Annotated in this window: 22 protein-coding genes; 8 read left to right on the top strand and 14 right to left on the bottom strand. The window is 72.1% G+C overall.

Features of this window, described 5'->3' with window-relative positions:
• Window positions 1–35 precede the first annotated feature (35 nt).
• Window positions 36–1,277: a DUF5931 domain-containing protein gene (locus tag AB0N81_RS07220; RefSeq protein ID WP_365356453.1), complete on the bottom strand. Its 1,242-nt coding sequence runs from the start codon at window positions 1,275–1,277 to the stop codon at window positions 36–38.
• A 41-nt stretch (window positions 1,278–1,318) separates the two neighbouring features.
• A complete protein-coding gene (locus tag AB0N81_RS07215) occupies window positions 1,319–2,062 on the bottom strand; it encodes a lysophospholipid acyltransferase family protein (RefSeq protein WP_365356451.1) in 744 nt (247 codons plus the stop codon).
• A gap of 178 nt (window positions 2,063–2,240) precedes the next feature.
• Here AB0N81_RS07215 and AB0N81_RS07210 point away from each other — a divergent pair, with 178 nt between their 5' ends.
• The 4 genes from AB0N81_RS07210 (at window position 2,241) to AB0N81_RS07195 (ending at window position 5,452) form a co-directional block, all read left to right on the top strand.
• Window positions 2,241–3,020: an alpha/beta fold hydrolase gene (locus AB0N81_RS07210; RefSeq protein ID WP_365356450.1), complete on the top strand. Its 780-nt coding sequence runs from the start codon at window positions 2,241–2,243 to the stop codon at window positions 3,018–3,020.
• Window positions 3,013–3,711: a hypothetical protein gene (locus tag AB0N81_RS07205; protein ID WP_365356449.1), complete on the top strand. Its 699-nt coding sequence runs from the start codon at window positions 3,013–3,015 to the stop codon at window positions 3,709–3,711. The genes AB0N81_RS07210 and AB0N81_RS07205 overlap by 8 nt, the downstream gene beginning before the upstream one ends.
• A 165-nt stretch (window positions 3,712–3,876) precedes the next feature.
• On the top strand, window positions 3,877–4,497 hold the full coding sequence (locus tag AB0N81_RS07200) for an RNA polymerase sigma factor (RefSeq protein ID WP_365356448.1): 621 nt from the start codon (window positions 3,877–3,879) through the stop codon (window positions 4,495–4,497).
• Window positions 4,490–5,452: a CU044_5270 family protein gene (locus AB0N81_RS07195; RefSeq protein ID WP_365356446.1), complete on the top strand. Its 963-nt coding sequence runs from the start codon at window positions 4,490–4,492 to the stop codon at window positions 5,450–5,452. The genes AB0N81_RS07200 and AB0N81_RS07195 overlap by 8 nt, the downstream gene beginning before the upstream one ends.
• A 28-nt stretch (window positions 5,453–5,480) precedes the next feature.
• Here the strand turns inward: AB0N81_RS07195 and AB0N81_RS07190 are convergent, their stop codons facing one another.
• From AB0N81_RS07190 to AB0N81_RS07165, 6 genes are all read right to left on the bottom strand, one after another.
• A complete protein-coding gene (locus tag AB0N81_RS07190) occupies window positions 5,481–6,245 on the bottom strand; it encodes an endonuclease/exonuclease/phosphatase family protein (protein ID WP_365356445.1) in 765 nt (254 codons plus the stop codon).
• Window positions 6,246–6,359: 114 nt separating this feature from the next.
• Window positions 6,360–7,313: an ROK family glucokinase gene (locus tag AB0N81_RS07185; RefSeq protein WP_365356443.1), complete on the bottom strand. Its 954-nt coding sequence runs from the start codon at window positions 7,311–7,313 to the stop codon at window positions 6,360–6,362.
• Between the two features lie 52 nt (window positions 7,314–7,365).
• The gene (locus AB0N81_RS07180) at window positions 7,366–7,803 is read right to left on the bottom strand and encodes a DUF5304 domain-containing protein (protein ID WP_365356442.1); all 438 of its coding nucleotides are present in this window, start codon (window positions 7,801–7,803) and stop codon (window positions 7,366–7,368) included.
• A gap of 54 nt (window positions 7,804–7,857) precedes the next feature.
• Entirely contained in the window at window positions 7,858–9,048 is a 1,191-nt protein-coding gene (locus AB0N81_RS07175) for an ArsA-related P-loop ATPase (RefSeq protein WP_365356441.1), read from the bottom strand.
• A gap of 171 nt (window positions 9,049–9,219) precedes the next feature.
• Window positions 9,220–9,660 carry an SRPBCC family protein gene (locus tag AB0N81_RS07170; RefSeq protein ID WP_365356440.1) on the bottom strand — a complete coding sequence of 147 codons (441 nt, stop codon included), beginning with the start codon at window positions 9,658–9,660 and terminating at the stop codon, window positions 9,220–9,222.
• A gap of 73 nt (window positions 9,661–9,733) precedes the next feature.
• On the bottom strand, window positions 9,734–10,510 hold the full coding sequence (locus tag AB0N81_RS07165; RefSeq protein ID WP_365356439.1) for a metallophosphoesterase: 777 nt from the start codon (window positions 10,508–10,510) through the stop codon (window positions 9,734–9,736).
• Between the two features lie 296 nt (window positions 10,511–10,806).
• Here AB0N81_RS07165 and AB0N81_RS07160 point away from each other — a divergent pair, with 296 nt between their 5' ends.
• Window positions 10,807–12,603, top strand: coding sequence for an AMP-dependent synthetase/ligase (locus AB0N81_RS07160; protein WP_365356437.1), 1,797 nt, complete (start codon window positions 10,807–10,809; stop codon window positions 12,601–12,603).
• A gap of 576 nt (window positions 12,604–13,179) precedes the next feature.
• Here the strand turns inward: AB0N81_RS07160 and AB0N81_RS07155 are convergent.
• Complete coding sequence (locus tag AB0N81_RS07155; protein ID WP_365356436.1) at window positions 13,180–14,322, bottom strand: glycosyltransferase family 4 protein; 1,143 nt, start codon at window positions 14,320–14,322, stop codon at window positions 13,180–13,182.
• Window positions 14,323–14,467: 145 nt separating this feature from the next.
• Between AB0N81_RS07155 and AB0N81_RS07150 the strand changes: the two genes are divergently transcribed.
• Window positions 14,468–15,703: a glycosyltransferase family 87 protein gene (locus AB0N81_RS07150; protein WP_365356434.1), complete on the top strand. Its 1,236-nt coding sequence runs from the start codon at window positions 14,468–14,470 to the stop codon at window positions 15,701–15,703.
• Here AB0N81_RS07150 and AB0N81_RS07145 read toward each other — a convergent pair.
• The 5 genes from AB0N81_RS07145 to AB0N81_RS07125 all read right to left on the bottom strand — a co-directional run bounded on the left by AB0N81_RS07145 (window position 15,660) and on the right by AB0N81_RS07125 (window position 21,076).
• Entirely contained in the window at window positions 15,660–16,835 is a 1,176-nt protein-coding gene (locus tag AB0N81_RS07145; RefSeq protein ID WP_365356995.1) for a hypothetical protein, read from the bottom strand. The two genes, AB0N81_RS07150 and AB0N81_RS07145, sit on opposite strands and share 44 nt — an antisense overlap.
• 65 nt (window positions 16,836–16,900) lie before the next feature.
• Window positions 16,901–17,932, bottom strand: a complete 1,032-nt coding sequence (locus AB0N81_RS07140) for an NlpC/P60 family protein (RefSeq protein ID WP_365356433.1) — start codon at window positions 17,930–17,932, stop codon at window positions 16,901–16,903.
• Between the two features lie 219 nt (window positions 17,933–18,151).
• Entirely contained in the window at window positions 18,152–19,183 is a 1,032-nt protein-coding gene (locus tag AB0N81_RS07135) for an NlpC/P60 family protein (RefSeq protein WP_365356432.1), read from the bottom strand.
• A gap of 269 nt (window positions 19,184–19,452) precedes the next feature.
• Window positions 19,453–20,802, bottom strand: a complete 1,350-nt coding sequence (locus AB0N81_RS07130; protein ID WP_365356430.1) for an NYN domain-containing protein — start codon at window positions 20,800–20,802, stop codon at window positions 19,453–19,455.
• A 34-nt stretch (window positions 20,803–20,836) separates the two neighbouring features.
• Window positions 20,837–21,076, bottom strand: coding sequence for a hypothetical protein (locus AB0N81_RS07125; RefSeq protein ID WP_362997643.1), 240 nt, complete (start codon window positions 21,074–21,076; stop codon window positions 20,837–20,839).
• 121 nt (window positions 21,077–21,197) lie between these two features.
• Between AB0N81_RS07125 and AB0N81_RS07120 the strand changes: the two genes are divergently transcribed.
• Both AB0N81_RS07120 and AB0N81_RS07115 read left to right on the top strand, forming a co-directional pair.
• Complete coding sequence (locus tag AB0N81_RS07120) at window positions 21,198–21,935, top strand: rhomboid family intramembrane serine protease (RefSeq protein WP_365356429.1); 738 nt, start codon at window positions 21,198–21,200, stop codon at window positions 21,933–21,935.
• On the top strand, window positions 21,932–22,213 hold the full coding sequence (locus tag AB0N81_RS07115; RefSeq protein ID WP_365356427.1) for an Lrp/AsnC ligand binding domain-containing protein: 282 nt from the start codon (window positions 21,932–21,934) through the stop codon (window positions 22,211–22,213). The genes AB0N81_RS07120 and AB0N81_RS07115 overlap by 4 nt, the downstream gene beginning before the upstream one ends.
• Window positions 22,214–22,295 lie beyond the last annotated feature (82 nt).

The raw sequence follows: 22,295 nt of genomic DNA, 5'->3' as shown, positions 1-22,295 counted from the left end.
CGCGATGGCCGGTTCCCGCTGTTGCTGCTGCTCGCTCATCTCGCCTTTCCTGCCTTCCCCCGTGCGGCCCGCGCGTTGTCACGCGGCACTCTCAGTTCCACTTCCGTCCCCTGGCCCGGTACCGAGATCAGCTCGGCCGTGCCCCCGAGGTCGCGCAGCCGCCCCCGGATCGAGAGGGCCACGCCCATGCGCCCCTCCCCCTCGGCCTCCGCGAGCCGCCCCTCCGGGATGCCGGGGCCGTCGTCCCTGACCGTCACGATCACCTCGTCCGGCTCGTCCTCGACCAGGATCCAGGCCCGCGCGTCCGGCCCCGCGTGCCTGCGGACATTGTCCAGTGCGGCACCGGCGGCGGCCGCCAGCTCCTTCGCGGCCGGCGGCGCGAGGAGCACCGGCGCCCCGGGCTCGGAGAGCGTCACCTTCGCCCCCGCGTGCGCGGCGAGGAGCGAGCGCAGATCGTGCGGCGCCGCGTCGTCCGGCTCTTCGTCGGGTACCTCGACGGCTCGCACGACGGCGCCCTGCGAGAGGTCCTCCGACACGTGCGAGGCGGGCACCATGCCCCCGGCGACCAGGGTCCGCAGCGCGACCTCCTGTTCGCCCGCGAGCCTGCCGAGCTCCGCGGCCTCGCCGCCGATGGCGGTGCCGCGCCGCTGCACCATGGCGAGGACCTGGAGGACGCTGTCGTGGATGTCGCGGGCGAGCCGTTCGCGTTCGCGGGTCGCGGCCTCTATCTCCAGGGCGCGGGCCAGGGTGCGCTCGGAGGCGCGGGCCAGCTCCACGACGTAGCCGATGGCGATGGAGGCGATGCAGACCAGCAGGACGTTGTGCAGGGTGTCGCGGCTGAACGCGCCGCGCTGCACGACGTTGGCGACGCCCACGAGGAGGGAGGCCGAGGCCGCCCAGCGCCAGCCGCCCTTGATCGCGAACGCGAGGACGGAGCCCGCCGTCCATATGGAGGGCAGCGTCGGGCCGCCGTCGACGATCCGCTGCTGCGAGTCGGCGAGCGGCGTCAGCAGGATGCCCACGATCGCGACGGTCAGGTCCGCGACGAGGAACCGTCTGGTGCAGCTCGCCGCGTTCGCGACGCGGGGCAGGGTGGCGAGGGTCCAGGGGGCGAGCACCGCGTAGTAGGCGACGGCCAGCCAGGGCCGGTCCAGCTTCTCGTGCGCCGCCCCGAAGAGGCCGATCGCGTACAGCATCGTCAGGACGCGGTAGGCGGTGAGCGCGCGCCACAGCGGCTGCTCGACCGACATCCGCATGACTTTCTCGCGCCTGGCCATGTCCCCCCACCGCCCGTGTGCCCACCCCTGAACGGACGCGGCTAGGAGCCGGACCGTTCCTTGCGCGCGTCCTTGTGCGCGTCCTTGTGTCCGTCCGCTGCCTTGGCCGCCTTGGCCGCGTCGCTGATCTGGCGCTTCGCGGCCGTCGCGTACATGTCGACGTACTCCTGGCCGGAGAGCTTCATGATCTCGTACATGACCTCGTCGGTCAGCGCGCGCAGCACGAAGCGGTCCTGCTCCATGCCCTGGTAGCGCGTGAAGTCGAGCGGCTCGCCGATGCGGATGCCGGGACGCATCAGCTTCGGCATCACCTTGCCGGGCGGCTGGATCTTCTCCGTGTCGATCATCGCGACGGGGAGCACGGGCGCGCCGGTGGCGAGCGCCACGCGCGCGAGGCCGCCCGGCTTGCCGCGGTAGAGACGCCCGTCGGGCGAGCGGGTGCCCTCGGGGTAGATGCCGAAGAGTTCGCCGCGCTCCAGGACCTCGATGCCGCTCTTGATGGCCGCCTCGCCCGCGCCGCGTCCGCCGGAGCGGTCCACGGGAAGCTGGCCGACACCCTTGAAGAACGCGGCGGTGAGCCTGCCCTTCACACCGGGCGAGGTGAAGTACTCCGCCTTGGCGATGAAGGTGACCTTGCGGTCGAGGACCGCGGGGAGGAAGAAGGAGTCCGAGAACGAGAGGTGGTTGCTCGCCAGAATCGCGGGGCCCTCGGCGGGGACGTTCTCAAGGCCCTCCACCCAGGGCCTGAAGCCGAGCTTCAGTGGCCCTCCGATGGCAACCTTCATTGCGCCGTAGATCAAACCGAGTGCCTCCTGTTTCTGTGGATCAGACCTTAACCCGGGGTACGGCCAATGGGCCCGACGACCCTGGTCGGTGTCAGTCCGGTCGCGTACGGTGAAGTACTCCTCGAACCCCCTCGCGGGCCCTTGTCACCCCCTCCACCTCTCACGAAGGAGACCGAAGGTGCCGGTCCTCCCCGGAGCCGAGCCGTACCGCCACGAAGGCGGCGAGGTCGGCGTCCTCCTCTGCCACGGCTTCACCGGATCACCGCAGTCGCTGCGCCCCTGGGCCGAGTACCTGGCGGAGCGCGGCCTCACCGTCTCGCTGCCGCTGCTGCCCGGGCACGGCACCCGCTGGGAGGACATGCAGGTCACCGGCTGGCAGGACTGGTACGCCGAGGTGGAGCGCGAGCTGCGGGGCCTCCTGGACCGGTGCGAGCGGGTCTTCGTCTTCGGGCTCTCGATGGGCGGCGCGCTCGCGCTGCGCCTGGCGGCCAGGCACGGGGACGCGGTCAGCGGTCTCGTCCTGGTCAACCCGGGGAACAAGGTGCACGGCGTCGCGGCGCACGCGCTGCCGGTGGTGCGGCACTTCGTGACGACGACCAAGGGCATCGCCAGCGACATCGCCAAGCCAGGATCCGTGGAGATCGGGTACGGCAAGGTCCCGCTGCACGCCGCGCACTCCCTGCGCCGCTTCTTCCGCGTGGTCGACGCGGAACTGCCGCAGGTGACCCAGCCGTTGGTGGTGCTGCACAGCCCCCGCGACCATGTGGTGCCGCCCGCCGACTCGGCCCGCATCCTCGGCCGCGTCTCGTCCATGGACGTCAAGGAGATCCTGCTGGAACAGAGCTACCACGTCGCGACGTTGGACTACGACGCGGACCGGATCTTCGAGGAGAGCTACGCGTTCATCGGCCGGCTCGCCCCCAGTGTCGGTAAGGAAGGGACGGCCACCGGTGGCTGAGCACGAGGCGGACCGCGAGGACAGTCGCGACGAGAGCCGCGAGCCTGAGAAGAGCCCCGAGAAGAGCCCCGAGAAGAGCAAGGTGCCCGAGGACGGGACTCCGGCGGACAGGCTGCCCCTGGACGAGGACGCCGCCTGGCAGGCGATCGTCGCGGGGTACGGCGAGGAGCCGGCCGATCCGCCCGGCGCCAAGCCCTTCAAGTCGGTAGAGGACCTGGCGCTCCTTGAGACGGAGACGAACGGCCCCGCGACCGGTCCCGCCACCGGCCCCGGCGGCCCGGTGAAGAGCCCCGCCGAGTCCGACCCGGACGACAAGTCCGGCACCGACAAGCCGCTCGGCAGCTCCGTCTCCTTCGCGCCCGGCATCGGGCCGATGGCCGGCGGCCCGCGCGACTACAGCACGCCGGAGCCCTCCGAGAAGGACTTCGACGCCGACGACGAGGGCCACTTCGTGCCGCCCGAGCCGCCGCCGCTGCCCGAGGCCGACGTGACGGCCAAGTTCGCCTGGCTCGCCGTGCTCGGCGGCCCGCTGCTCATGCTGCTCGCCGTGCTGCTCGGCTGGCAGATGACGTGGTGGCTGACCACGCTCGGCATCGGCGGCTTCCTGGGCGGCTTCGCCACGCTCGTGATGCGGATGAACAGCGGTGACGACGAGGAGGACGACGACCCGGGACGCGGCGCGGTCGTCTGACCCGTCCCCCAGCCCCTGTGAGGCCCGTCCGGAACTGTTCCGGGCGGGCCTCACGCATGGCGGGCGTACGCCGATGGAACCCGATTCCGCCCAGCGGCGAAGGAGAGGTGAACCACCGAACAAGCCCAAGCCTTCGAGGCGTTCGTACGAACGAAAGGAGCCCCGATGACCGTCGAACCCGGCGTCCCCCTTCGAACGGGGCAGCACGAGCAGAGTGACGCCTGGTCCATCGAGCGGTCCCGGGACGAGCCCGAGCGGTTCGCCGTCCTCTTCGACCGGCACGCCGACTCCGTGTACCGGTACGCGGCACGCCGGCTCGGCCCCGAGGCGGCGGAAGACCTGATGGCGGACACCTTCACCACCGCCTTCCAGCAGCGCCACCGGTACGACCCGGCGCGGGCCGACGCCCGCCCCTGGCTGTTCGGCATCGCGACCAACCTCATCAGCCGGCACCGCAGGGCCGAGGCCCGCCGCTTCAAGGCGCTGGCCCAGGTGCCCGCCCCGGTGCCGCACGACGAGCCGGTCGCCGACCTCGCGGTCGCCCGCGCGGGCGCCGAGGGCATCCGCACCGACCTTGCGGCGGCCCTGGCCCGGCTCTCCGCCCGGCACCGCGACGTGGTCCTGCTGGTGGCGTGGGCCGACCTCAACTACGAAGAGGCGGCCCAGGCGTTGGGGGTGCCCATCGGCACCGTCAGGTCACGGCTGCACCGGGCTCGCAGCACGTTGCGCGAAGCACTGGGCGGATCCGATCCGACAGCACTGCAGGAGGCACACGCCCATGAATGAGCTCGATGAACTGCGCGGCTGGGAGGCCGGGGCTCCCCCGCTGGACGACGACACCCGCCACCGCGCGCGCATCCGTCTGTTCGCCGCGATGAACGAACAGCCCGCAGCGGTACGGCCGTTGAGGCGCCGACCCGTGCTGCGCATCGCCCTTGCCGGCCTCGTGACGGCCGCGGTGGCCGCGACCGTCCTGGTCGCCGTCGACGGCACGGAGGAAGGGCAGCAGGCCAAGCCGCCCGCCGACAGCTCCCCGAACGTGGCCAACGTCGCCGCGGTGAAGGTGCTCAGCGGCGCGGCCGCCTGGGAGCGCAAGCACGAGAAGCAGACCGTGGTGCCCCGCGACGACCAGTTCATCTACTCCAAGCGGATCATCAAGGAGACGGAGGAGAGGACCGGCGAGGTCAGGACCTACACCGACGAGATGTGGGACTCGGTGGACGGCTCCCGGCGCTCCTTGACCATGGAGCTCGGCAAGATCATGTGGGAGGAGCCCATGGGCGAGGGCGAGGGGGTGTGGCCGCCCCGCAGGTGGGACGAGCTGAAGAAGCTGCCCACCGACCCCGAGAAGCTCGTCCCGGCCATCGTTTCCATGGGCACCTCCGACAAACCGGTCAGCGCCTTCACCAAGGACGACCGGTGGCAGGCCTACTTCCTGCTCGGCGAGCTCCTGAAGGCGCCGACGCTGCCCGAAGGGCTGCGCGCCGCGGCCTACGAAGGGCTGGCGCTCGTGCCCGGCGTCAAGACGGTCGAGGGGGTCGAGGACTCCGCAGGGCGTACCGGTGTGGGGGTCGCCTACCCCGGCCACTTCAAGGGCAGGTACCTCATCTTCGACGCGAAGTCCCATGAATTCCTGGGCTTCCGTGACGAGCGGGTCTCGCGAGACGGAAAGAAGACGTACGTCCAGTTGTCGCACACGGTCGAGTGGGCGATCGTCGACAAGGTGAGGCAGCGCCCGTAGGTCTCACCGAGCGCTCGCCTCGTGGGCCTCATCGGGAGGGGGGAACCCTGAGGGCGGCCAGGACCGGCAGGTGGTCCGTGGCCGCCCTCAGGTCCGTCTCGTCCACGCCCGGAAGGTCCGACGGCACCCCGCAGCCCAGGACCTCGATCCCCCGGGTCGCGAAGATCGCGTCGATGCGCTGGTGCGGGTCGGTGGGCGTCGAGGTGTTCTCGCCACCCCACGGCCGCACCTTCCAGCAGTCTTGGAGCGCGGCCGCGAGGGCGCGGAACGTCCGGCCGCCGGGGCGTTCGTTGAGGTCGCCGCCCGCGACGGCGTGCTCCACGCCCATGCCTGCGAGCCGGTCGAGCAGCATGCCGCCCTGGTCGTACCGTTCGTCGGTCTGCAGGCTCAGGTGACAGCTCAGGACGCCGAGCCTGGCGCCGCCGAAGCGGACGACGGCGGTCGCGAAGCCGCGCCGGTGCAGCCCGGGGGTGAGCGGCAGCAGCACGTCCTCGGTGCGCTCGACCGTGGCGCGCAGCGAGCAGAGCAGCGCGGGTCCGGCCGCGCTGCCGCCGCCGGAGAGGATCACCAGGTCGGCCGCGCGCGCCAGGCGGGCCAGCTTCTTGCGCCAGCGGAAGAACCTCGGCGCCTCCTGGATCAGGACGAGGTCCGGGGCGCAGGCGGAGATGATCCGGGCGAGCGCGGCGGTGTCGTCGCGCAGGGAACGGATGTTGTAGCTGAGCACCCGGATGACGGCCGAACCGTCGGATTCGGTGCGCGAGTCGGGGAGCGCGGAGCTCGGGCTCGTCGGCATGGCGATCAAGATACGCGAACGCCGGACGGGCTGGGGATATCCAGTCCGTCCGGCGTTCGAGGACGAGCGCGCGGCGCGATGGGCGTCGCGATGGGCGGCGCCCCCGTCACGGGGTCACATGACCGGGTCGGGCTCCCGCGCCAGGTCCGCCGCGCCGACCATGCCCGCCTTGTTGCCCAGCTGGGCGGCGATGACCTGGGCCTCGGGGCGCCAGGCGGCGCCGACGAGCCAGCGCTTGAAGGACTTGCGGATCGGGTCGAGGACCAGCTCGCCCTCGTCCGAGAGTCCGCCGCCGACGATGAACGCGGACGGGTCGAAGAGCGACGCCAGGTCGGCGAGGCCGGCGCCCGCCCAGCGGGCCAGCTCGCGGTAGGAGTCGATGGCGACGGCGTCGCCCTGCCGCGCGGCCATCGAGATGTGCTTGCCCTCGATGCCCTCGGGGGTGCCGTCGCCCAGCGAGAGGAGGTACTCGGCGTTCTCGGGGGTGGCGTTGGCGCGCTGCTTCGCGTACCGCACGAGGGCGCGTCCTGAGGCGTACTGCTCCCAGCAGCCCTGCGAGCCGCAACCGCAGAGCAGGCCGTCCGGCACCATCCGGATGTGGCCGAACTCGGCGGCCACGCCGAAGTGGCCGCGGCGCAGCTTGTTGCCGATGATGATGCCGCCGCCGAGGCCGGTGCCGAGCGTGATGCAGATGACGTTGCGGTGGCCCTTGCCGCCGCCGAACCTGTACTCGCCCCACGCCGCGGCGTTGGCGTCGTTCTCGACGACCACGGGCAGGCCGACGCGCTTCTCGACCTCGTCCTTGAGCGGCTCCTGCCGCCAGTCGATGTTCGGCGCGAAGTAGACCGTGGAACGCTGGCGGTTGACGTATCCGGCGGCGCCGATGCCGACGCCGACGATCTCGTGCCCGGCCCGTGCGCCCGCCACGGCGGAGGCGATCGCGTCGACGATGGCCTCGGAAGTACCAGGGGTCGGCACCTTGAAGGTCGAGAGGATGTTGCCGTCCTCGTCGACCACTCCGGCCGCGATCTTGGTGCCGCCGATGTCGACGCCGATGGTGAGTCCCATGAATCCCTCAGTTCGATCGAGCCCCGCTACGGCCCACCGTACCCGAGGGGGGTCAGTCCAGATCGATGTGTTCGCCCGCCGAGGGACCGTCGTCCTTGCGATCCTCGCCGCGGGTCCAGCGGCTCTCCTGGCCCTCGACCGCGGAGCGGTAGGCGGCGAGCAGCTCCGAGCCGGCCGCCGCGAGGTGGTCGAAGACGTCGGGGTTGCGCTCGATGACCGGCTCGACGACGGCCTTCGCCTCCCTGACGACCTGCTTCAGGGTCTGCTCGACGGCGCCCTGCGCGACCGCGCCGAGCAGCGGCGCCTGGAGCCCGGAGAGCTTCTCCGAGACGGCGTCGACGAGCTTGCGCAGCTCCTCGGCCGCCGATCCGGGCGGCGGGCCGTACTGCGCGCGGCGGCGGGCCTGCTCGGCCGCGAGATCCTCGGCGCACGCCTGCTCCCAGGCGTCGGCGTCGGCTTCGGGGGCTTCGCGCTCGGTGGCATCGCTCATGCCACTCGACGTTACCCGAACGGCGGTAGGGCGTTCACCGTCCGGACGCAAGGATCAGCCGCGGCGCGGCCACAGGTCCGGGTCGGGCGCGAACCGCACCCGCAGTTCGTCCTCGCGCAGCCCGGCCCCCTCGACGGTGCAGCGGCGCAGCGCGGAGGGCAGGGGGACGATGCGGCGGAAGGGGCCCGCGGTGAGGACGAGTTCGTCGCCGCGCCGGACGAGGCCGAGTTCGTCGCGTGCGACGCCGGGCAGCGGGATGTGCCACACGTAGCGGTGGCCGCCTTCGGCGTCGGCGGGGTCGGCGGGGTCTGCGGATGCCTCGGTGACGGGCCAGACGATCCGGTCGGGGGCGGGCGCGGGCGCGGTCAGACCGAGGGCGGTGAGGTCGTCGGCGCCGCGGGGGTCGCGGCCGAGGTGCGGGACCCTGCGGACCCCGCCGACACGGTCGTACGCCGACTCCCACTCGGCCAGCGTCTTGTGCTGCTGGGCGCAGAGTCCGGCCAGCCAGGGGTCGGAGCCGGCGTCCGGGAGGACCCGGTTGGCGATCAGGAGGTCGGTGCGCAGGCCCTGGAGGGCCAGGCCCGTGGCGGCCGTGCGCACGGCGTCGGCGCCCGCGGGGCCCGGTTCGGCGACCAGGCGGACGGTGGTGGTGGGGGCCTCGATCACGTGCTGGACGGCGGCGAGTTCGTCCTCGCCGCGGGCCGCGGTCTCGTACAGCCAGGCGGCCGGCATGGGGACGCCCGCGAGGCGGCCGAGCATGGGGCGCAGGGCGCGGGCCGCCTGCCGCTCGGGCGGGAGCAGCCTGCGCAGGTAGCGGCGGAGCTGCTCGGGGAGTGCGAGGGCCGCGAGGGCCTTCGGGGTGGGCGGCAGGTCGACGACCACGGTGTCGTACGTGTCGTCGCGGGCGGCGTCGCGCAGGGCGCGCAGCAGGGCAAGTTCCTCGGCCCCGGGCAGCGGGGTCAGCTCCTCGCCGTCCAGCCGCTCGGCGCCGAGCAGGTCGAGGGCGGAGGCGGCACGTTCCTGCAAGGCCAGCAGGTCGTCCCGGAAGCGGTCGTCGGGGTCGAGCCGCCGGGTGGTGAGCCCGGGGTGCGCGGCCGATGCGCCGAGCGCCGTGCCGAGGGTGTCGGCACGGTCGGCGGAGAGCACGAGGACCCGGTGGCCGGCGCGCGCCGCGGCGAGCGCGGTGGCGGCGGCGACGGTGGTCCGGCCGGAGCCGCCGGGGCCGGTGACGAGGAGGGTGCGCATAGGGGTGAACCGTACGTCAGCGCGTTGCGGGGGCGCGGGGGCGCGGGGGCGCCCACTCGCCGCGGGGAGCGTGCTTCTTTCGCGGCGGACGGTTGTGGGTGGTTGCTCGCGCAGTTCCCCGCGCCCCTGGAAGCTGGGGCTGCGCCCCGCTCCCCCCGCGCCTGCGAAAGCTCAGGACTCCTTGGACTCCACGCGCTTCTTCAGGCCCGCAAGGGCGCGGTCGATGATAACCTTCTCGGCCTTGCGCTTGATCATGCCGAGCATGGGGATCTTGACGTCGACGGTGAGCTGGTAGGTGACCTCGGTGCCGGTGCCGACGGGCTTCAGGAGGTACGAGCCGTCCAGCGCACGCAGCATCTGGGACTTGACGAGGGTCCAGCTGACCTCGTTGTCGCCGGTCCAGGTGTATCCGAGCGTCTGGTCGTCCTTGATCGCGCCCGCGTCCATGACGAGGCGGACCTGCTGGGCGCGGCCCTGCTCGTCGGTGGCGAGCACCTCGGCCTCCTTCACCTCCCCCGTCCAGTCCGGGTAGCGAGCGAAGTCGGCGATCACTCCCATGACCTCGGCCGGTGCCGCCTCGATCGTGATGCTCGAGCTGGTGTGTTCCGCCATCGCTGTGGCTCCTCCAGATGCGGTCCGGGATCAGGTGGTGTGTACCGCGTGAAGGCTACCGCGCGCCGTGTCGTCACCACTCCAGGGCCCAGGGCGTGGACGACCCCGCGAAGTGCCCCACGTTCACGCACTCCGTGGCGCCGACGCGCACGCGCCGGACCAGCGGCTGGTGGACGTGGCCGAAGAGGGCGTATTTCGGCCGGGTCCTGCGGATCGCATCGAGCAGCGCCCGGCTGCCCCGTTCGAAGCGGCGCGCGACGGTGTCGTAGAGGAGCTCGGGCACGTCCGGCGGGATGTGGGTGCACAGGACGTCGACCTCGCCGACGGCCTCGATCTTCGCGGCGTACTCCTCGTCGCTGATCTCGTAGGGGGTGCGCATCGGGGTGCGCAGGCCGCCGCCGACGAAGCCGAAGACGCGGCCGCCGATCTCGATCCGCTCGCCGTCGAGGACGGTGGTGCCGGGGCGCGCGTACTCGGGCCACAGGGTCGGGATGTCGACATTGCCGTAGGTGGCGTAGGTCGGGGTGGGGAAGGCCGCGAACATTTCGGCGTACTGCTTCCGGACGGCGTACTCGATCGCCGTGGCCCGGTCGCTGCCGATGGTTCCCCACAGTTTCCGGCCGAATTCCCTGGCCTCCTCGAAGCGGCGTGCGGTGCGCAGTTCCACGAGCCGCGTCGCGTTCGCCGCACCGAAGAGGTCGGGGAAGATGCCGCGCGAGTGGTCGGCGTAGTCGAGGAAGAGCACGAGGTCGCCGAGGCAGACGAGCGCGTCCGCGCCGTCTCCCGCGCGGGCGAGGGCCTCCGCGTTGCCGTGCACGTCACTGACCACATTGACCCGGAAAGCTGGCATGCCGATCACCCTAGGACGGTCGCCCGACGGGCGGTAGGGGCTCTTGACAGTGTGCGACCTGCGGTTACTTCCGAGTCAGGAAGACCGTGGCGTACTGTGCGATTCAGACCAGAACGACGTGTGACGCACCGAACATCTGGCCCTGCCCCCCTACCGAACCAGCCATACCGATGGGTAACGTCCGGGCAGTCCAGTAGTGCTCAGCCCTCACTCGACTGAGCACCTGCCCGATCTTGGACCGCACCGTCGCAGCACACAACGTCGTGGCGCCGGCGCCCTATGTAGGAGCAGCAGTCTTGCGCGAGTTCAGCCTTCCGGCCCTGTACGAGGTCCCTGCGGACGGCAATCTGACCGACATCGTCCGTAGAAATGCCGCGCAGCACCCGGATGTCGCCGTCATCGGCCGCAAGGTCGACGGCCGCTGGCAGGACGTCACCGCCAAGGCTTTCCTCGCCGACGTGCGTGCCACCGCCAAGGGTCTGATCGCCGCCGGGGTGCGCCCCGGCGACCGCGTCGGCCTGATGTCCCGCACCCGGTACGAGTGGACGCTCTTCGACTTCGCCATCTGGAGCGCGGGCGCGGTCACCGTCCCCGTGTACGAGACGAGTTCCGCCGAGCAGATCCAGTGGATACTGGGCGACTCCGGCGCCGTGGCCTGCGTCGTCGAGCTGGACGTGCACGCCGCCGCCGTCGAGTCCGTGCGCGACCGGCTGCCCGCCCTCGACCACGTCTGGCAGATCGACAAGGGCAGCGTCGAGGAGCTGCACCGCACCGGCGCCGACGTCCCGGACGCCACCGTCGACGAGCGCGGCGCGGTCGCCGGCGCCGACGACCCGGCCACCATCGTCTACACCTCCGGCACCACGGGCCGCCCCAAGGGCTGCGTCCTCACCCACCGCAGCTTCTTCGCGGAGTGCGGCAACGTGGTGGAGCGCCTCAAGCCCCTCTTCCGTACGGGCGAGTGCTCGGTCCTCCTCTTCCTGCCCGTCGCGCACGTCTTCGGACGGCTCGTCGAGGTCGCCGCGCTGATGGCTCCGATCAAGCTCGGCCACGCGCCGGACGTCAAGAACCTCACCGACGAGCTGGCCTCCTTCCGGCCGACCATGGTCCTGGGCGTCCCGCGCGTCTTCGAGAAGGTCTACAACTCGGCGCGCGCCAAGGCGCAGGCCGACGGCAAGGGCAAGATCTTCGACAAGGCCGCGGACACGGCGATCGCCTACAGCCGCGCGCTCGACACCCCCTCGGGCCCGTCCCTCGGCCTGAAAATCAAGCACAAGATCTTCGACAAGCTGGTCTTCAGCAAGCTGCGCGCGGTCCTCGGCGGCCGCGGCGAGTACGCGATCTCCGGCGGCGCCCCGCTCGGCGAGCGCCTCGGCCACTTCTTCCGCGGCATCGGCTTCACGGTCCTGGAGGGGTACGGCCTCACCGAATCCTGCGCGGCCACCGCCTTCAACCCGTGGGACCGCCAGAAGATCGGCACGGTCGGCCAGCCGCTGCCCGGCTCGGTCGTCCGCATCGCCGACGACGGCGAAGTCCTGCTCCACGGCGAGCACCTGTTCAAGGAGTACTGGAACAACGAGGGAGCCACCGAAGAGGCGCTCGCCGACGGCTGGTTCCACACCGGTGACATCGGCACGCTCGACGAGGACGGCTACCTGCGCATCACCGGCCGCAAGAAGGAGATCATCGTCACCGCGGGCGGCAAGAACGTCGCCCCCGCCGTGATCGAGGACCGCATCCGCGCGCACGCCCTGGTCGCCGAGTGCATGGTCGTCGGCGACGGCCGCCCCTTCGTGGGCGCGCTGGTCACGGTCGACGACGAGTTCCTCGGCCGGTGGGCCGCGGAACACGGGAAGCCCACCGGTTCGACAGCGACCTCTCTCCGTGACGACGCGGACCTCCTCGCGGCGATCCAGAGCGCGGTGGACGACGGCAACGCGGCGGTCTCCAAGGCGGAGTCCGTACGCAAGTTCCGGGTCCTCGGCTCCCAGTTCACGGAGGAGTCGGGCCACCTGACGCCGTCGCTGAAGCTGAAGCGGAACGTGGTGGCGAAGGATTACGCGGACGAGATCGAAGCGATTTACCGCGGGTAGCGTGGGCGGAGGCGCCCACTCGCCGTGGGGGGCGCCCTTGCCTCGCGGCGCCCGGTCTCTTGTGGCTGCTGCGCCCACTCGCCGTGGCGGGGCGCCCTTGCCTCGCGGCTCCCGGTCTCTTGTGGCTGCTGCGCCCACTCGCCGTGGCGGGGCGCCCTTGACGCGCGGCGCGCGGTCTCCTGCGGTTGCTGCGCCCACTCGCCGTGGCTGCGTGTCTTGTCGGGCGGCTCCCGGTCTCTTGTGGTTGCTCGCGCAGTTCCCCGCGCCCCTGAAGCGGGCTGCGCCCCGCTCCTCCCTGCACCCGCGCCCCTGAAGGCGGGCGCAGCCCGGCTTTCCAGGGGCGCGGGGAACTGCGCGATCAGCCCAAGACAGGCCGTCAGACGCCGGCGAACCGCCAGTGGCAGCCCCCTGGGCGATAGGGGCGCGGGGAACTGCGCGATCAGCCCAAGACAGGCCGTCAGACGCCGGCGAACCGCCAGTGGCAGCCCCCTGGGCGGTAGGGGCGCGGGGAACTGCGCGATCAGCCCAGGACAGCCGTCAGCCGCCGAGCGAGCTTCCGAGGCAGACGCGTAGGCGCTACAAGAGCTCCTTGAGGCGTTCTGCCAAGAGGTCCCAGCGCCACCGTTCCTCGACCCAGGCGCGGCCCCGCTCCCCCATGCGGGCCCGCAACTCCGCGTCCGCCAGCAGGGCGGTGATCCGATCCGCCGCCTCCTCAGGAGCACCGCCCCGGACGACCCAGCCCGTCTCGCCGTCGAGCACCGCGTCCGGCGCCCCGCCGGAGTCACCGGCGACGACGGGAAGCCCCGTCGCGGACGCCTCCAGGTAGACGATGCCGAGGCCCTCCACGTCGAGGCCCCCGCGCCGGGTCCGGCAGGGCATGGCGAAGACGTCCCCCGCGCCGTAGTGGGCGGGCAGTTCCGCCCAGGGAACCGCCCCCGTGAAGCGGACGGAGTCCGCGACACCCGTCTCGGCCGCGAGCTTGCGCAGGTCGTTCTCGTACGGCCCGCCGCCCACGATCAGGAGCACCGCCTCCGGCTCCGAGGAGAGAATCCTCGGCATGGCGAGGATCAGCGTGTCCTGGCCCTTGCGCGGCACGAGCCGGGAGACGCAGACCACCACGGGCCGACCGGTCAGCCCGAGCCGATCCCGCACCGCGTCGCCGCCGGACCCCGGGTGGAACGTCTTCTCGTCGACGCCGGGCGGCAGTTGGACCATCCGCCCGGCCGCCGCGGGCGTCAGCGCGGCGGCGATCCGCGAGCGCGTGTACTCACCGAGATAGGTGATCGTGTCCGTCGACTCGCCGATCCGGCGCAGGAGTTGGCGGGACGCGGGCAGCTGGGCCCAGCCGGCCTCGTGTCCGTGCGTCGTGGCGACGAGCCGCTCCGCCCCGGCCTTCCGCAGCGCGGGCGCCATGAGACCCAGCGGGGCGGCTGCCCCGAACCACACCGACGTACAGCCGTGTTCGCGCAGGAGCGAGACCGCGCGGCGGGTGGCGCGCGGGGTCGGCAGGAGCATCGTCGTGGGGTCGCGTACGACCTTGAAGGGCTGCTCGGCGTCGAAGGCGGCCGTCGCCTCCGCGCCCTCGCGGCCGCGCTTCCAGGTGGAGGCGTAGACGACGAGCTGCTCGGGGTCCAGGCGCAGCGCCATGTTGTGCAGGAACGCCTGGATGCCACCGGGCCTGGGCGGGAAGTCGTTCGTGACGATCAGGGTCTTGTGCATCGCGCACGACAGTACCGAAAGCCGCGGGCCGTGCCGCAAGCCGCCGCCCGTGCCGAACGGCCCAGCCTCTTCGCCCTCCCCCGGCACCGCCCGGCATCATGTCCCCGAATCACAACGAAGTGTGTGAAAAAGGGGCGAGGCACTCATGGCACGCATCCTGACCGTCTGGGTCCTGACCAGGACCGTGCTGCTGCTCTGCGTCCTCCGCGTGCTGACGGCCCCGGGCCCGGACGTGACCAGCGACGTCTCCGTCATCTACCAGGGCTGGTACGAGGTGCTGCGCACCGGCACCTTCCCGCTCGACGACGTCACCTGGCAGTACCCGCCCGCCGCCGCCCTCGCGATCCTCTCCCCCGCGCTGCTGCCCTTCCTCGACTACGCCTCGGCCTTCTTCGTCATCGCCCTGCTCTGCGACGCGGCGGTGTGCGCGCTGCTCCTGTACGCGGGGCGGCGGCCCGGCAAGTCGCCGCGGGGCGCCTGGACGTGGGTCGTGGGCGTGGCGCTGCTCGGGCCCACTGTGTACGCCCGCTACGACGTGATGGTGGCCGCCGTCGCGGTCGCCGCGCTGCTCGCCGGGGCGCGGCGGCCGCGGATCATGGGGGCGCTCGCGGGGTTCGGCGCGCTGCTCAAGGTGTGGCCGGTGCTGCTGCTCGTCGGCGCCCCGCGCGGGCGGGCGACCCGGCGGTCGTGGAGCGCCGCCGCGGGTACGGCCGTCGTCCTCACGCTGGGGTTCCTGGTGGCGATGCCGGGCGCGCTCGCGTTCCTCACCTTCCAGCGCGACCGCGGCACGGAGGTGGAGTCGCTCGGCGCCCTCGTCTTCCACATCGGACGGTACGCCGGCTGGGAGGGGGACGTGCGGCTCAACTACGGCTCGGTGGAATTCCTCGGTCCATACGTTCCACTGGTGAGCACGGTGGCGCAGGGCCTGTCGGCGGCGGCCTTCTGCTGGCTCCTGGTGTGGCGGCTGCGCGCCCGTGCCTGGTCGGCGAGCACGCCCGCGGACGCCGCCTTCGTGGCCGTGCTGCTCTTCACCACCACGAGCCGGGTGATCAGTCCGCAGTACATGCTCTGGCTGGTCGGGATCGCCGCCGTCTGCCTGGCGTTCCGGGCCAGCCGCATGGAGGCACCCGCGCGTCTGGTGCTCGCGGCCACGTTCGTGACGTTCCTGGAGTTCCCCGTGTGGTTCTCGCACGTGGTGGCCAGCGACCCGCTGGGCGTGTCCCTGCTCCTCGCACGCAATGGTCTGCTGGTCACGGCGGCCCTGCTGGCCTGCCGGAATCTGTGGCGGGAGACGGTGTCCGAACCGCGCCGCGGGCCGCGGCCGATGCCCGGGCAGGTCAGCCGAGCTCCGCACGCAGATACGTGCGCCAGCGCGCCGTGAAGTCCTCGGGCGTCGTGTCCAGGACGTCCGACAGCGCGTCCTCGACCGCGCCCGCCCGCTTCTCGTGGTCCCCCACCGCCCGGTAGAAGTCCGTCAGTCTCCGCTCGCCCCACTGCTCCGCGATCATCCGGCAGGCCAGCCACGCGCCTTCGTACGCCCCGGCGAGCTTCGCGGCGTCCCCTCCGAAGCCGAAGTCCTTGTCCTCGGGGAGCGCGCCCGGCAGCTGCCCGCGCTGCACCGCGCGCCGCAGTTCCGGCGCGGCCTGCGCCGGGGTACGCCCCGTCTCGCGGTACGCCACCCAGTCGGCGAAGCCCTCGGAGAGCCAGAGCGGGGTGGCCGTCGAAGTCTGCGCGCGCGTCGCGACGTGGGCCGCCTCGTGGGTGAGGACGACCTGCTTGCCGAAGTCGCCGAGGACGCCGTACGCCTCGGGGTTGACGATGATCCGGTCGGCGGGCGCCCGCCCCGACCCGCCCGTCTCACCGGTGGTGACCGCCGCGATCCCCCGGTACCCGGAGGCGGGCGCCCCGAGCAGCCCCGCCATGCCGTCCAGGGAGCGGGGCACGAGGACGACGACCCGCTCCGGCCACTCGCCCGGCCAGGCGTCCCGCACCACGGGCACCGCCCGGTCGGCGAGCTCACGGTGGGCGCGCAGCTCGGCCGGGCTCTGCCCGACGCCGAGGACGAGGCTGCGCCTGCCGCGTTCGGCCGTCACGCGCCCCTGGTCCCAGAGCTGCTCGCCGGACTTCTTCGCGGGCCGTTCGGCGGTGACGTACCACCGGCCGTCCCTGCGCTCCAGCGACAGCGTGCGCTCGGCGGTGACCGGCGCGCGGTCGTAGCCCTTGACGCGGTAGTGGAGTTCGGCGGTCGCCGTGGCCTCGGCACCGGTGCGGTCGAGGCCGGTCAGGCGGTACGCCCAGGACTCCAGCGGGACGTCGTCGACGTTCTCGAAGAGGTCTTTCGCGCCCTTCGCGGGCCGCTCGGTCCTGTCGTACGCCTTCTCGTCGCCGTCCAGGAGGGCCCGCGCCCGCCGCTCCAGGAGCCCGCGCACCTCGCCGGCCGCGGTGTCCGGCACCGGATCGCCGCCGCATCCGGCCAGCAGAGCGAGGCAGAGCGCGAAACACAGCGCCACCATCCACGACCCACGCCTGTGACCAGCCACCTTCCCGATCGTACGGTGTGCGGGTGGCGGGCCGCCGGTCAGATCCGGGTCACGGACGACACCGGCATCATGCCGACGGGGTCGTAGCGGACCGGCGCCCCGGGGTACGGGGCGTGCACCACCTGGCCGTTGCCCACGTACATCCCGATGTGGCTGGCGTCGTCGCGGTAGGCGACCAGGTCGCCGGGCTGCGCCTCGGACAGGGACACCTGGCGTCCGGCGTACCGCTGGGCCTGCGAGGTGCGCGGCAGGCCGACGCCGGCCTTGGCGTACGACCACTGCATGAGGCCCGAACAGTCGAATCCGGAGGGTCCGTTGGCGCCCCACACGTAGGGGCGGCCGATCGCGGAGCGGGCGGCGGCGATCGCGGCGGCGGCCCGCGAGGAGCCCGGGGCGCCCCCGAGCTCGGGCATCCCGGCGGCGCGTCCGCCGGTGCGCGAGGACCTGTCGTACGCGTCGCGCTCGTCGCCGGACAGCGAGTTGAGCAGCCGTCGGGCCTTGGCCAGCTTCTGCTCGACGGTGCGCTTGTGACGGGCGACGGTGGCGCGGCTCTTCTCCAGCTCGGCCAGTTTGCGGCCCGCCTCGGCGCGTTCCTGGGTGAGGCCGCGCTGGGCCCGCTGCAGGTCGGCGAGTTCGCCCGCCTGCCGGGCGGTGACGCGGTCCAGAACCGAGGCCCTTTCGAGGTAGCCGTCCGGGTCGGAGGAGAGCAGCAGGGCCAGCGAGGGGTCGATGCCGCCGGAGCGGTACTGCGCGCCGGCGAGCGCACCGAGCGCGCCGCGCATCCGGTTGATGCGCTCCTGGCCGCGCGCGACGCTGTCCTTGGCCCGGCCGACCTGTGCGCGCAGCTTGTCGGCGCGTTCGTCGGCCTTGTTGTACAGCTCGGTCGCCTGCTCGGCCTGCTCGTACAGCCGGTCCACCTTGGCGCGCGTGTCGGACGGCTTGTCCTGCGGCGCGGCGCCTGCGGGCGCGGCGGCGAGGGCCGCCGCCGCGGTGACCGCTGCCGCTGAAAGGACGGTTACGCGCGTGCTCCGGTCGAGACCGGGCTGTGCGGGACGGCGATGGAACCCCACGGGAAGCCGCTCTCCCTTCCGCTGACGAACCCCCGGCTGTCCCGGGGGAATGCGCGCCGACAGTAGCCGTGCGGACACGCGGTGCCAAAGACCCGGCCGGGTGAGGAAAGGGGCGGACAGCCCGACGCCCCGCTTCAGACGCAGGTCATCAACGGGGCGTGGGGTCAGCGGGAGTTACCGGAATTCGCCCGTTCGGGCGGTGTCGGCAGCCGTCACTGCTCAGACGCGGACGCCGAACTGGAAGGTGCCGAGGTACGACATCGACTCGTAGCGGACCACGGCGCCGGGCTTCGGGGCGTGCAGCACCTGGCCGTTGCCGGCGTAGAAGCCGACGTGCGCGAGGTTGTTGAAGAAGACCAGGTCGCCGGGCTTGAGCTCGTTGCGGCCGATCCTCGTGCCGTCGTTCTGCTGCGTGTACGTGGTCCGGGTGATGGAGACACCGGCCTGCGCGTACGCCCACTGGGTGAGCCCGGAGCAGTCGTAGGAGTTGGGTCCTGTGCCGCCGGAGACGTAGGGCTTGCCGAGCTGGGTGGCGGCGGCGCTCAGGGCGGCGGCGCCGCGGCCGGAGGCGGGCGCCTCGTCGCCGAGGTCGGCGCGCTTGTCGGCGGAGCGGCTCGCGCGCTGCTCCTCCTTGGCGGCCATGGCCGCCTTCTCCTTGGCGGTCAGCGTGTTGAGGAGCTTCTGCGCCTCGCCGAGCTTGCCCTGGACTTCCTTCTTCTTCTTGCCGAGCTCGGTGCGGGTGGCGGCGAGGTCGTCGAGCTTGCCCGCGGCCTCCTTGCGCTGCTGCGCGAGGTCCCGCTGCTTCTTCTGGATCTTCTGGAGAGAGTCGACCTGCTGGCTGCTCAGCTGGTCCAGCGTGGAGGCCTTCTCCAGGTAGTTGTCCGGGTCGGAGGAGAGGAAGAGCTGCAGGGAGGGGTCGATGCCGCCGGAGCGGTACTGGGCGCTGGCCATCGAACCGAGGCCGTCGCGCAGGTCGTTGAGCTCCTCCTGGCCGCGGGCGACCTTGTCCTGGAGATCGCCGATCTGCTTCTCGAGCTTCTCCTGCTTCTCCTTGGCCCCGTTGTACTTGTCGGTGGCCCGCTCCGCGTCTTCGTAGAGCTTGTCGACCTTGGACTTGACCTCGTCCTTGCTCGGCTTCGGCGCGGCCTGGGCGGCGCCCTGCGAGGTGAGGGCCACGGCAGCGGCGGCGGTTGCGGTGAGCACGGTCACGCGGGTGCGGCTCGGCTGCTTGGGTCGACGGTGGGACGCCACGCGGGCGGCTCCTTCATCCTCCGGCCGCCTACCGGGACGCGGTCGGCGGGTACCACCGCCGCCACCCCGGATGGGTGATCAACCGAGCGGGGGTTCGAGGCGAGACCCTAGTGACCATCTTGTGATCATTCAAATCCCACCGGCGAAAAAACGGCCGCGGGGAACATTCTTTACCGATGACGCACGGTCAGTGATGATCTTCTGACGCTACGTCGCGTAAGGGAGCCCCTCAATTCGGGCATAGGACCCAGGAGTTGACCGAGCACCACTTAGCCGCGCGAAAGCCTCTTCAGAAGCACCGCCGAAGCCACTGGCCGCGCCCCCGCCTTCGCGATCCCGTCGGCCACCTCGCGGTCGGTCGAGACGACGACCACGGGCCGCCCCGGCGGCTCCGCGCGCACCAGCTGACGGATCAACTCGTCCGCGGTGACACCGGGCTTGGAGAACAGCACCCGCACCCCGCGCGGCGGCGCGAGCAGCACGGGCGCGGCCAGCTCCGCGCCGTCGAAGACGCAGGTGACCTCGGCGCCCGACTGCAGGGCGAGCTGCGAGAGCGAGCCGAGGAGCCGCAGCCGCTGCTTGTCCAGCGGCATGGTCGGGTAACCCGTCTTGGTGACGTTGTAGCCGTCGACGACCAGATGGGCCTGCGGCAGGGCGAGCAGCTGGTCCAGGATCGCCGGGTCGTTCTCGGAGAGCGCGCGGGCGGCGATGTCCTTGGGCGACATCCGGCCCGGCTCGACGGCGTCCACGGTCTCCGCGGGCCGCACGGACACGGGCGGCAGCGCCAGCTCGCGCCGCAGCCCCTGGGCCGCGTCCAGGACGGTGTCGAGCAGCAGCCGCAGCCGCATGTCCTCGACGCTGCGCCCCTCGCGGGCCGCCCTGCGGCTGGCCTCCAGGGCGGCCTCCGTCTCGCCGAGCCGCGCCTTGAGCCGCCGGGTCTCGCTCTCGGCGGCGGACACCTGCGCCTGGCCCTCGGCGCGCACGGCCTCGATCTCGGCGGCGGCCTTGCGCAGCGCGGCCTCACCGCGCTTCACGTCGCTGAGCGCTCCGCGCAGCTTGCGGTGCATCGACTCGGCTTCCTTGCGCGCCGATTCGAGCTCGGTGCGCAGCCGCTCGGTGTCCGCCCTGGTCTGGCCGCGGGCCGCGGCGAGCTCCTCGCGCAGCCGTTCAAGCTCGGCCCGCGTCTCGTCGTCGACCCGCTCGGCGTCGGCCCGCTGGGCCTCCTCGCCCGCGGCGGTGACCAGCTTCACCCAGCCGGTGGGGCGCAGCACGTAGGCCGCCGCGGCCACGTCGAGGGGGTCGGCGGCGGGGGGCGGCGAGCCCGCGTCCAGGGCGCCGGCGAGCTCGGGCTGGACCTCCCTGAGGCGTTCGCCGATGCGCTGCCGGAAGAGGGTGTCGTTCTCCAGTGCCGCCGCCATGGCGTTGGCCGCGAACTTCGCGCGCCGGGTGGGCGTGAAGCGCGCGTACTGCCGCAGCTGGGCGGGCAGTTCGGCCAGGGTGAGGCCGCCGAAGCCGTCCGAGACGATCTGCACGACCCGCCGGCGCACCCCGTCGGGCAGCGGACGGTCGAGCACCTCAGCGGTGCCGTCGTCCGGCTCCCCGCCTGCGCTCTCCACCATCCGTCACCCCACTAGCTGTGCGGGTCCCGCTCCCTCAGGAGCCGGTGCCCGGCCTGTCCACGAGTTCCACCTGATCCACCGCGTTGCACCAGCGGCAGCGCACGGACTCGATGCTCTCACTGACCACCTCGCGTTCCTCGACGTTCGCCTCTCCGGCCAGGTCGAGATGCACATACTCGACGACCTTGGAGGTGCGGGTCACGTCGAAACGCGTGAGGTTGCCGCACAGCGTGCAGCGCCACCGGGTGGTGGCGGTCGGCAGGGGAACCGTCATCGTGGCTGCTTTCCCTCGATTTACGTGGTGCGTATTGCCCGTAACCCTAAGGCCTGTAAGGGGCACGTCGCGGCGGCGAGGCGGTCTGTACGGTTTCCTGGCATTACGTCATGCTCTGTTCATGATCCACGCATGGGGCATGAAGGCGGGCCGGCTGCTCAGGGGAGAGTCCGCTCCGGTGACGTACGGACTGATCGCCGTCTGCTGCGCGGTCTTCCTGATCTCCCCGGGGTCCGGGTTCAACCCCTCCTACGGCAGCGGTGACGAGCTGCTCGGCGCGCAGCAGGTCTACTTCGAGCGGTGGGGCGTGGTCCCCGTCGAACTGTTCAGCGGCGCCCCGCGTGCCGCACTCGGACCGTTCACCGCCCTGTTCGTGCACGGAAGCTGGCTTCATCTGCTCGGGAACATGCTGTTCCTGTACGTGTTCGGGGCCATGGTCGAGGAACGCATGGGGCACCTCCTGTACGCGCTCTTCTACATCTGCTGCGGATACCTCGCCCTGCTCGCGTACGCGGCCGCGCACGCGGGCTCCGACCAGACGCTCGTGGGGGCGTCCGGGGCGATCTCCGCCGTCCTCGGTGCTTTCCTGTATCTCTTCCCTGAGGCGCGCGTCACCAGCCTCTTCCCGTTCCTCTTCTTCCTGCCGCTGCGCTTCCCCGCGTGGGTGGTGCTGCCGTTCTGGGTGGCGCTGCAGTGGCTGGCGGCCGGGCAGGACGGCAAGGGCACGGGGGTGGCCTATCTGGCCCACCTGGTGGGCTTCTCGCTCGGCTTCCTCTTCGCGTGGGGGTGGAGTGTCCGGAGGACTAGAGTGCAGATGCAAGCCAGCGCACCGGCCACCGAGGGAGACAGCCAGCCGTGATCACCGCGATCGTGCTCATCAAGACCAGCGTGGACCGGATTCCGGAGATCGCCGAGTCGATCGCCGCGCTCGACTCCGTCAGCGAGGTCTTCTCCGTGACCGGTACGTACGACCTGATCGCGATGGTGCGGGTGCCGCGCCACGACGATCTGGCGGACATCATCCCCGGCCGGATCAGCAAGATCCCCGGTGTCGAGGGCACGGACACGCACGTGGCGTTCCGCACGTACTCGCAGCACGACCTGGAAGCCGCCTTCGCGATCGGCCTCGACTCCTAGGCACTCGGCTCCCGGGCATTCCGTTCCCGGGCGCTCCGTTCCTGGGCACTCCGTCCCCGGGCACTCCATGAGGGTTTCTTCA

The sequence above is a fragment of the Streptomyces sp. NPDC093510 genome, assembly GCF_040683555.1.
Lineage (GTDB): Bacteria > Actinomycetota > Actinomycetes > Streptomycetales > Streptomycetaceae > Streptomyces.
The sequence above is the reverse complement of the archived record's forward strand: the minus strand, read 5'-3'. Positions and strand labels throughout refer to the sequence as shown.

Bases quoted from the DNA above. Each gene is read 5' to 3' on its own strand.
- AB0N81_RS07120 (WP_365356429.1), top strand. From the start codon at position 21,198: ATGATCCACGCATGGGGCATGAAGGCGGGCCGGCTGCTCAGGGGAGAG.
- AB0N81_RS07125 (WP_362997643.1), bottom strand. From the start codon at position 21,076: ATGACGGTTCCCCTGCCGACCGCCACCACCCGGTGGCGCTGCACGCTG.
- AB0N81_RS07195 (WP_365356446.1), top strand. From the start codon at position 4,490: ATGAATGAGCTCGATGAACTGCGCGGCTGGGAGGCCGGGGCTCCCCCG.
- AB0N81_RS07165 (WP_365356439.1), bottom strand. From the start codon at position 10,510: ATGCCAGCTTTCCGGGTCAATGTGGTCAGTGACGTGCACGGCAACGCG.
- AB0N81_RS07215 (WP_365356451.1), bottom strand. From the start codon at position 2,062: ATGAAGGTTGCCATCGGAGGGCCACTGAAGCTCGGCTTCAGGCCCTGG.
- AB0N81_RS07220 (WP_365356453.1), bottom strand. From the start codon at position 1,277: ATGGCCAGGCGCGAGAAAGTCATGCGGATGTCGGTCGAGCAGCCGCTG.
- AB0N81_RS07190 (WP_365356445.1), bottom strand. From the start codon at position 6,245: ATGCCGACGAGCCCGAGCTCCGCGCTCCCCGACTCGCGCACCGAATCC.
- AB0N81_RS07150 (WP_365356434.1), top strand. From the start codon at position 14,468: ATGGCACGCATCCTGACCGTCTGGGTCCTGACCAGGACCGTGCTGCTG.
- AB0N81_RS07145 (WP_365356995.1), bottom strand. From the start codon at position 16,835: ATGGTGGCGCTGTGTTTCGCGCTCTGCCTCGCTCTGCTGGCCGGATGC.
- AB0N81_RS07200 (WP_365356448.1), top strand. From the start codon at position 3,877: ATGACCGTCGAACCCGGCGTCCCCCTTCGAACGGGGCAGCACGAGCAG.
- AB0N81_RS07175 (WP_365356441.1), bottom strand. From the start codon at position 9,048: ATGCGCACCCTCCTCGTCACCGGCCCCGGCGGCTCCGGCCGGACCACC.
- AB0N81_RS07170 (WP_365356440.1), bottom strand. From the start codon at position 9,660: ATGGCGGAACACACCAGCTCGAGCATCACGATCGAGGCGGCACCGGCC.
- AB0N81_RS07155 (WP_365356436.1), bottom strand. From the start codon at position 14,322: ATGCACAAGACCCTGATCGTCACGAACGACTTCCCGCCCAGGCCCGGT.
- AB0N81_RS07185 (WP_365356443.1), bottom strand. From the start codon at position 7,313: ATGGGACTCACCATCGGCGTCGACATCGGCGGCACCAAGATCGCGGCC.
- AB0N81_RS07130 (WP_365356430.1), bottom strand. From the start codon at position 20,802: ATGGTGGAGAGCGCAGGCGGGGAGCCGGACGACGGCACCGCTGAGGTG.
- AB0N81_RS07180 (WP_365356442.1), bottom strand. From the start codon at position 7,803: ATGAGCGATGCCACCGAGCGCGAAGCCCCCGAAGCCGACGCCGACGCC.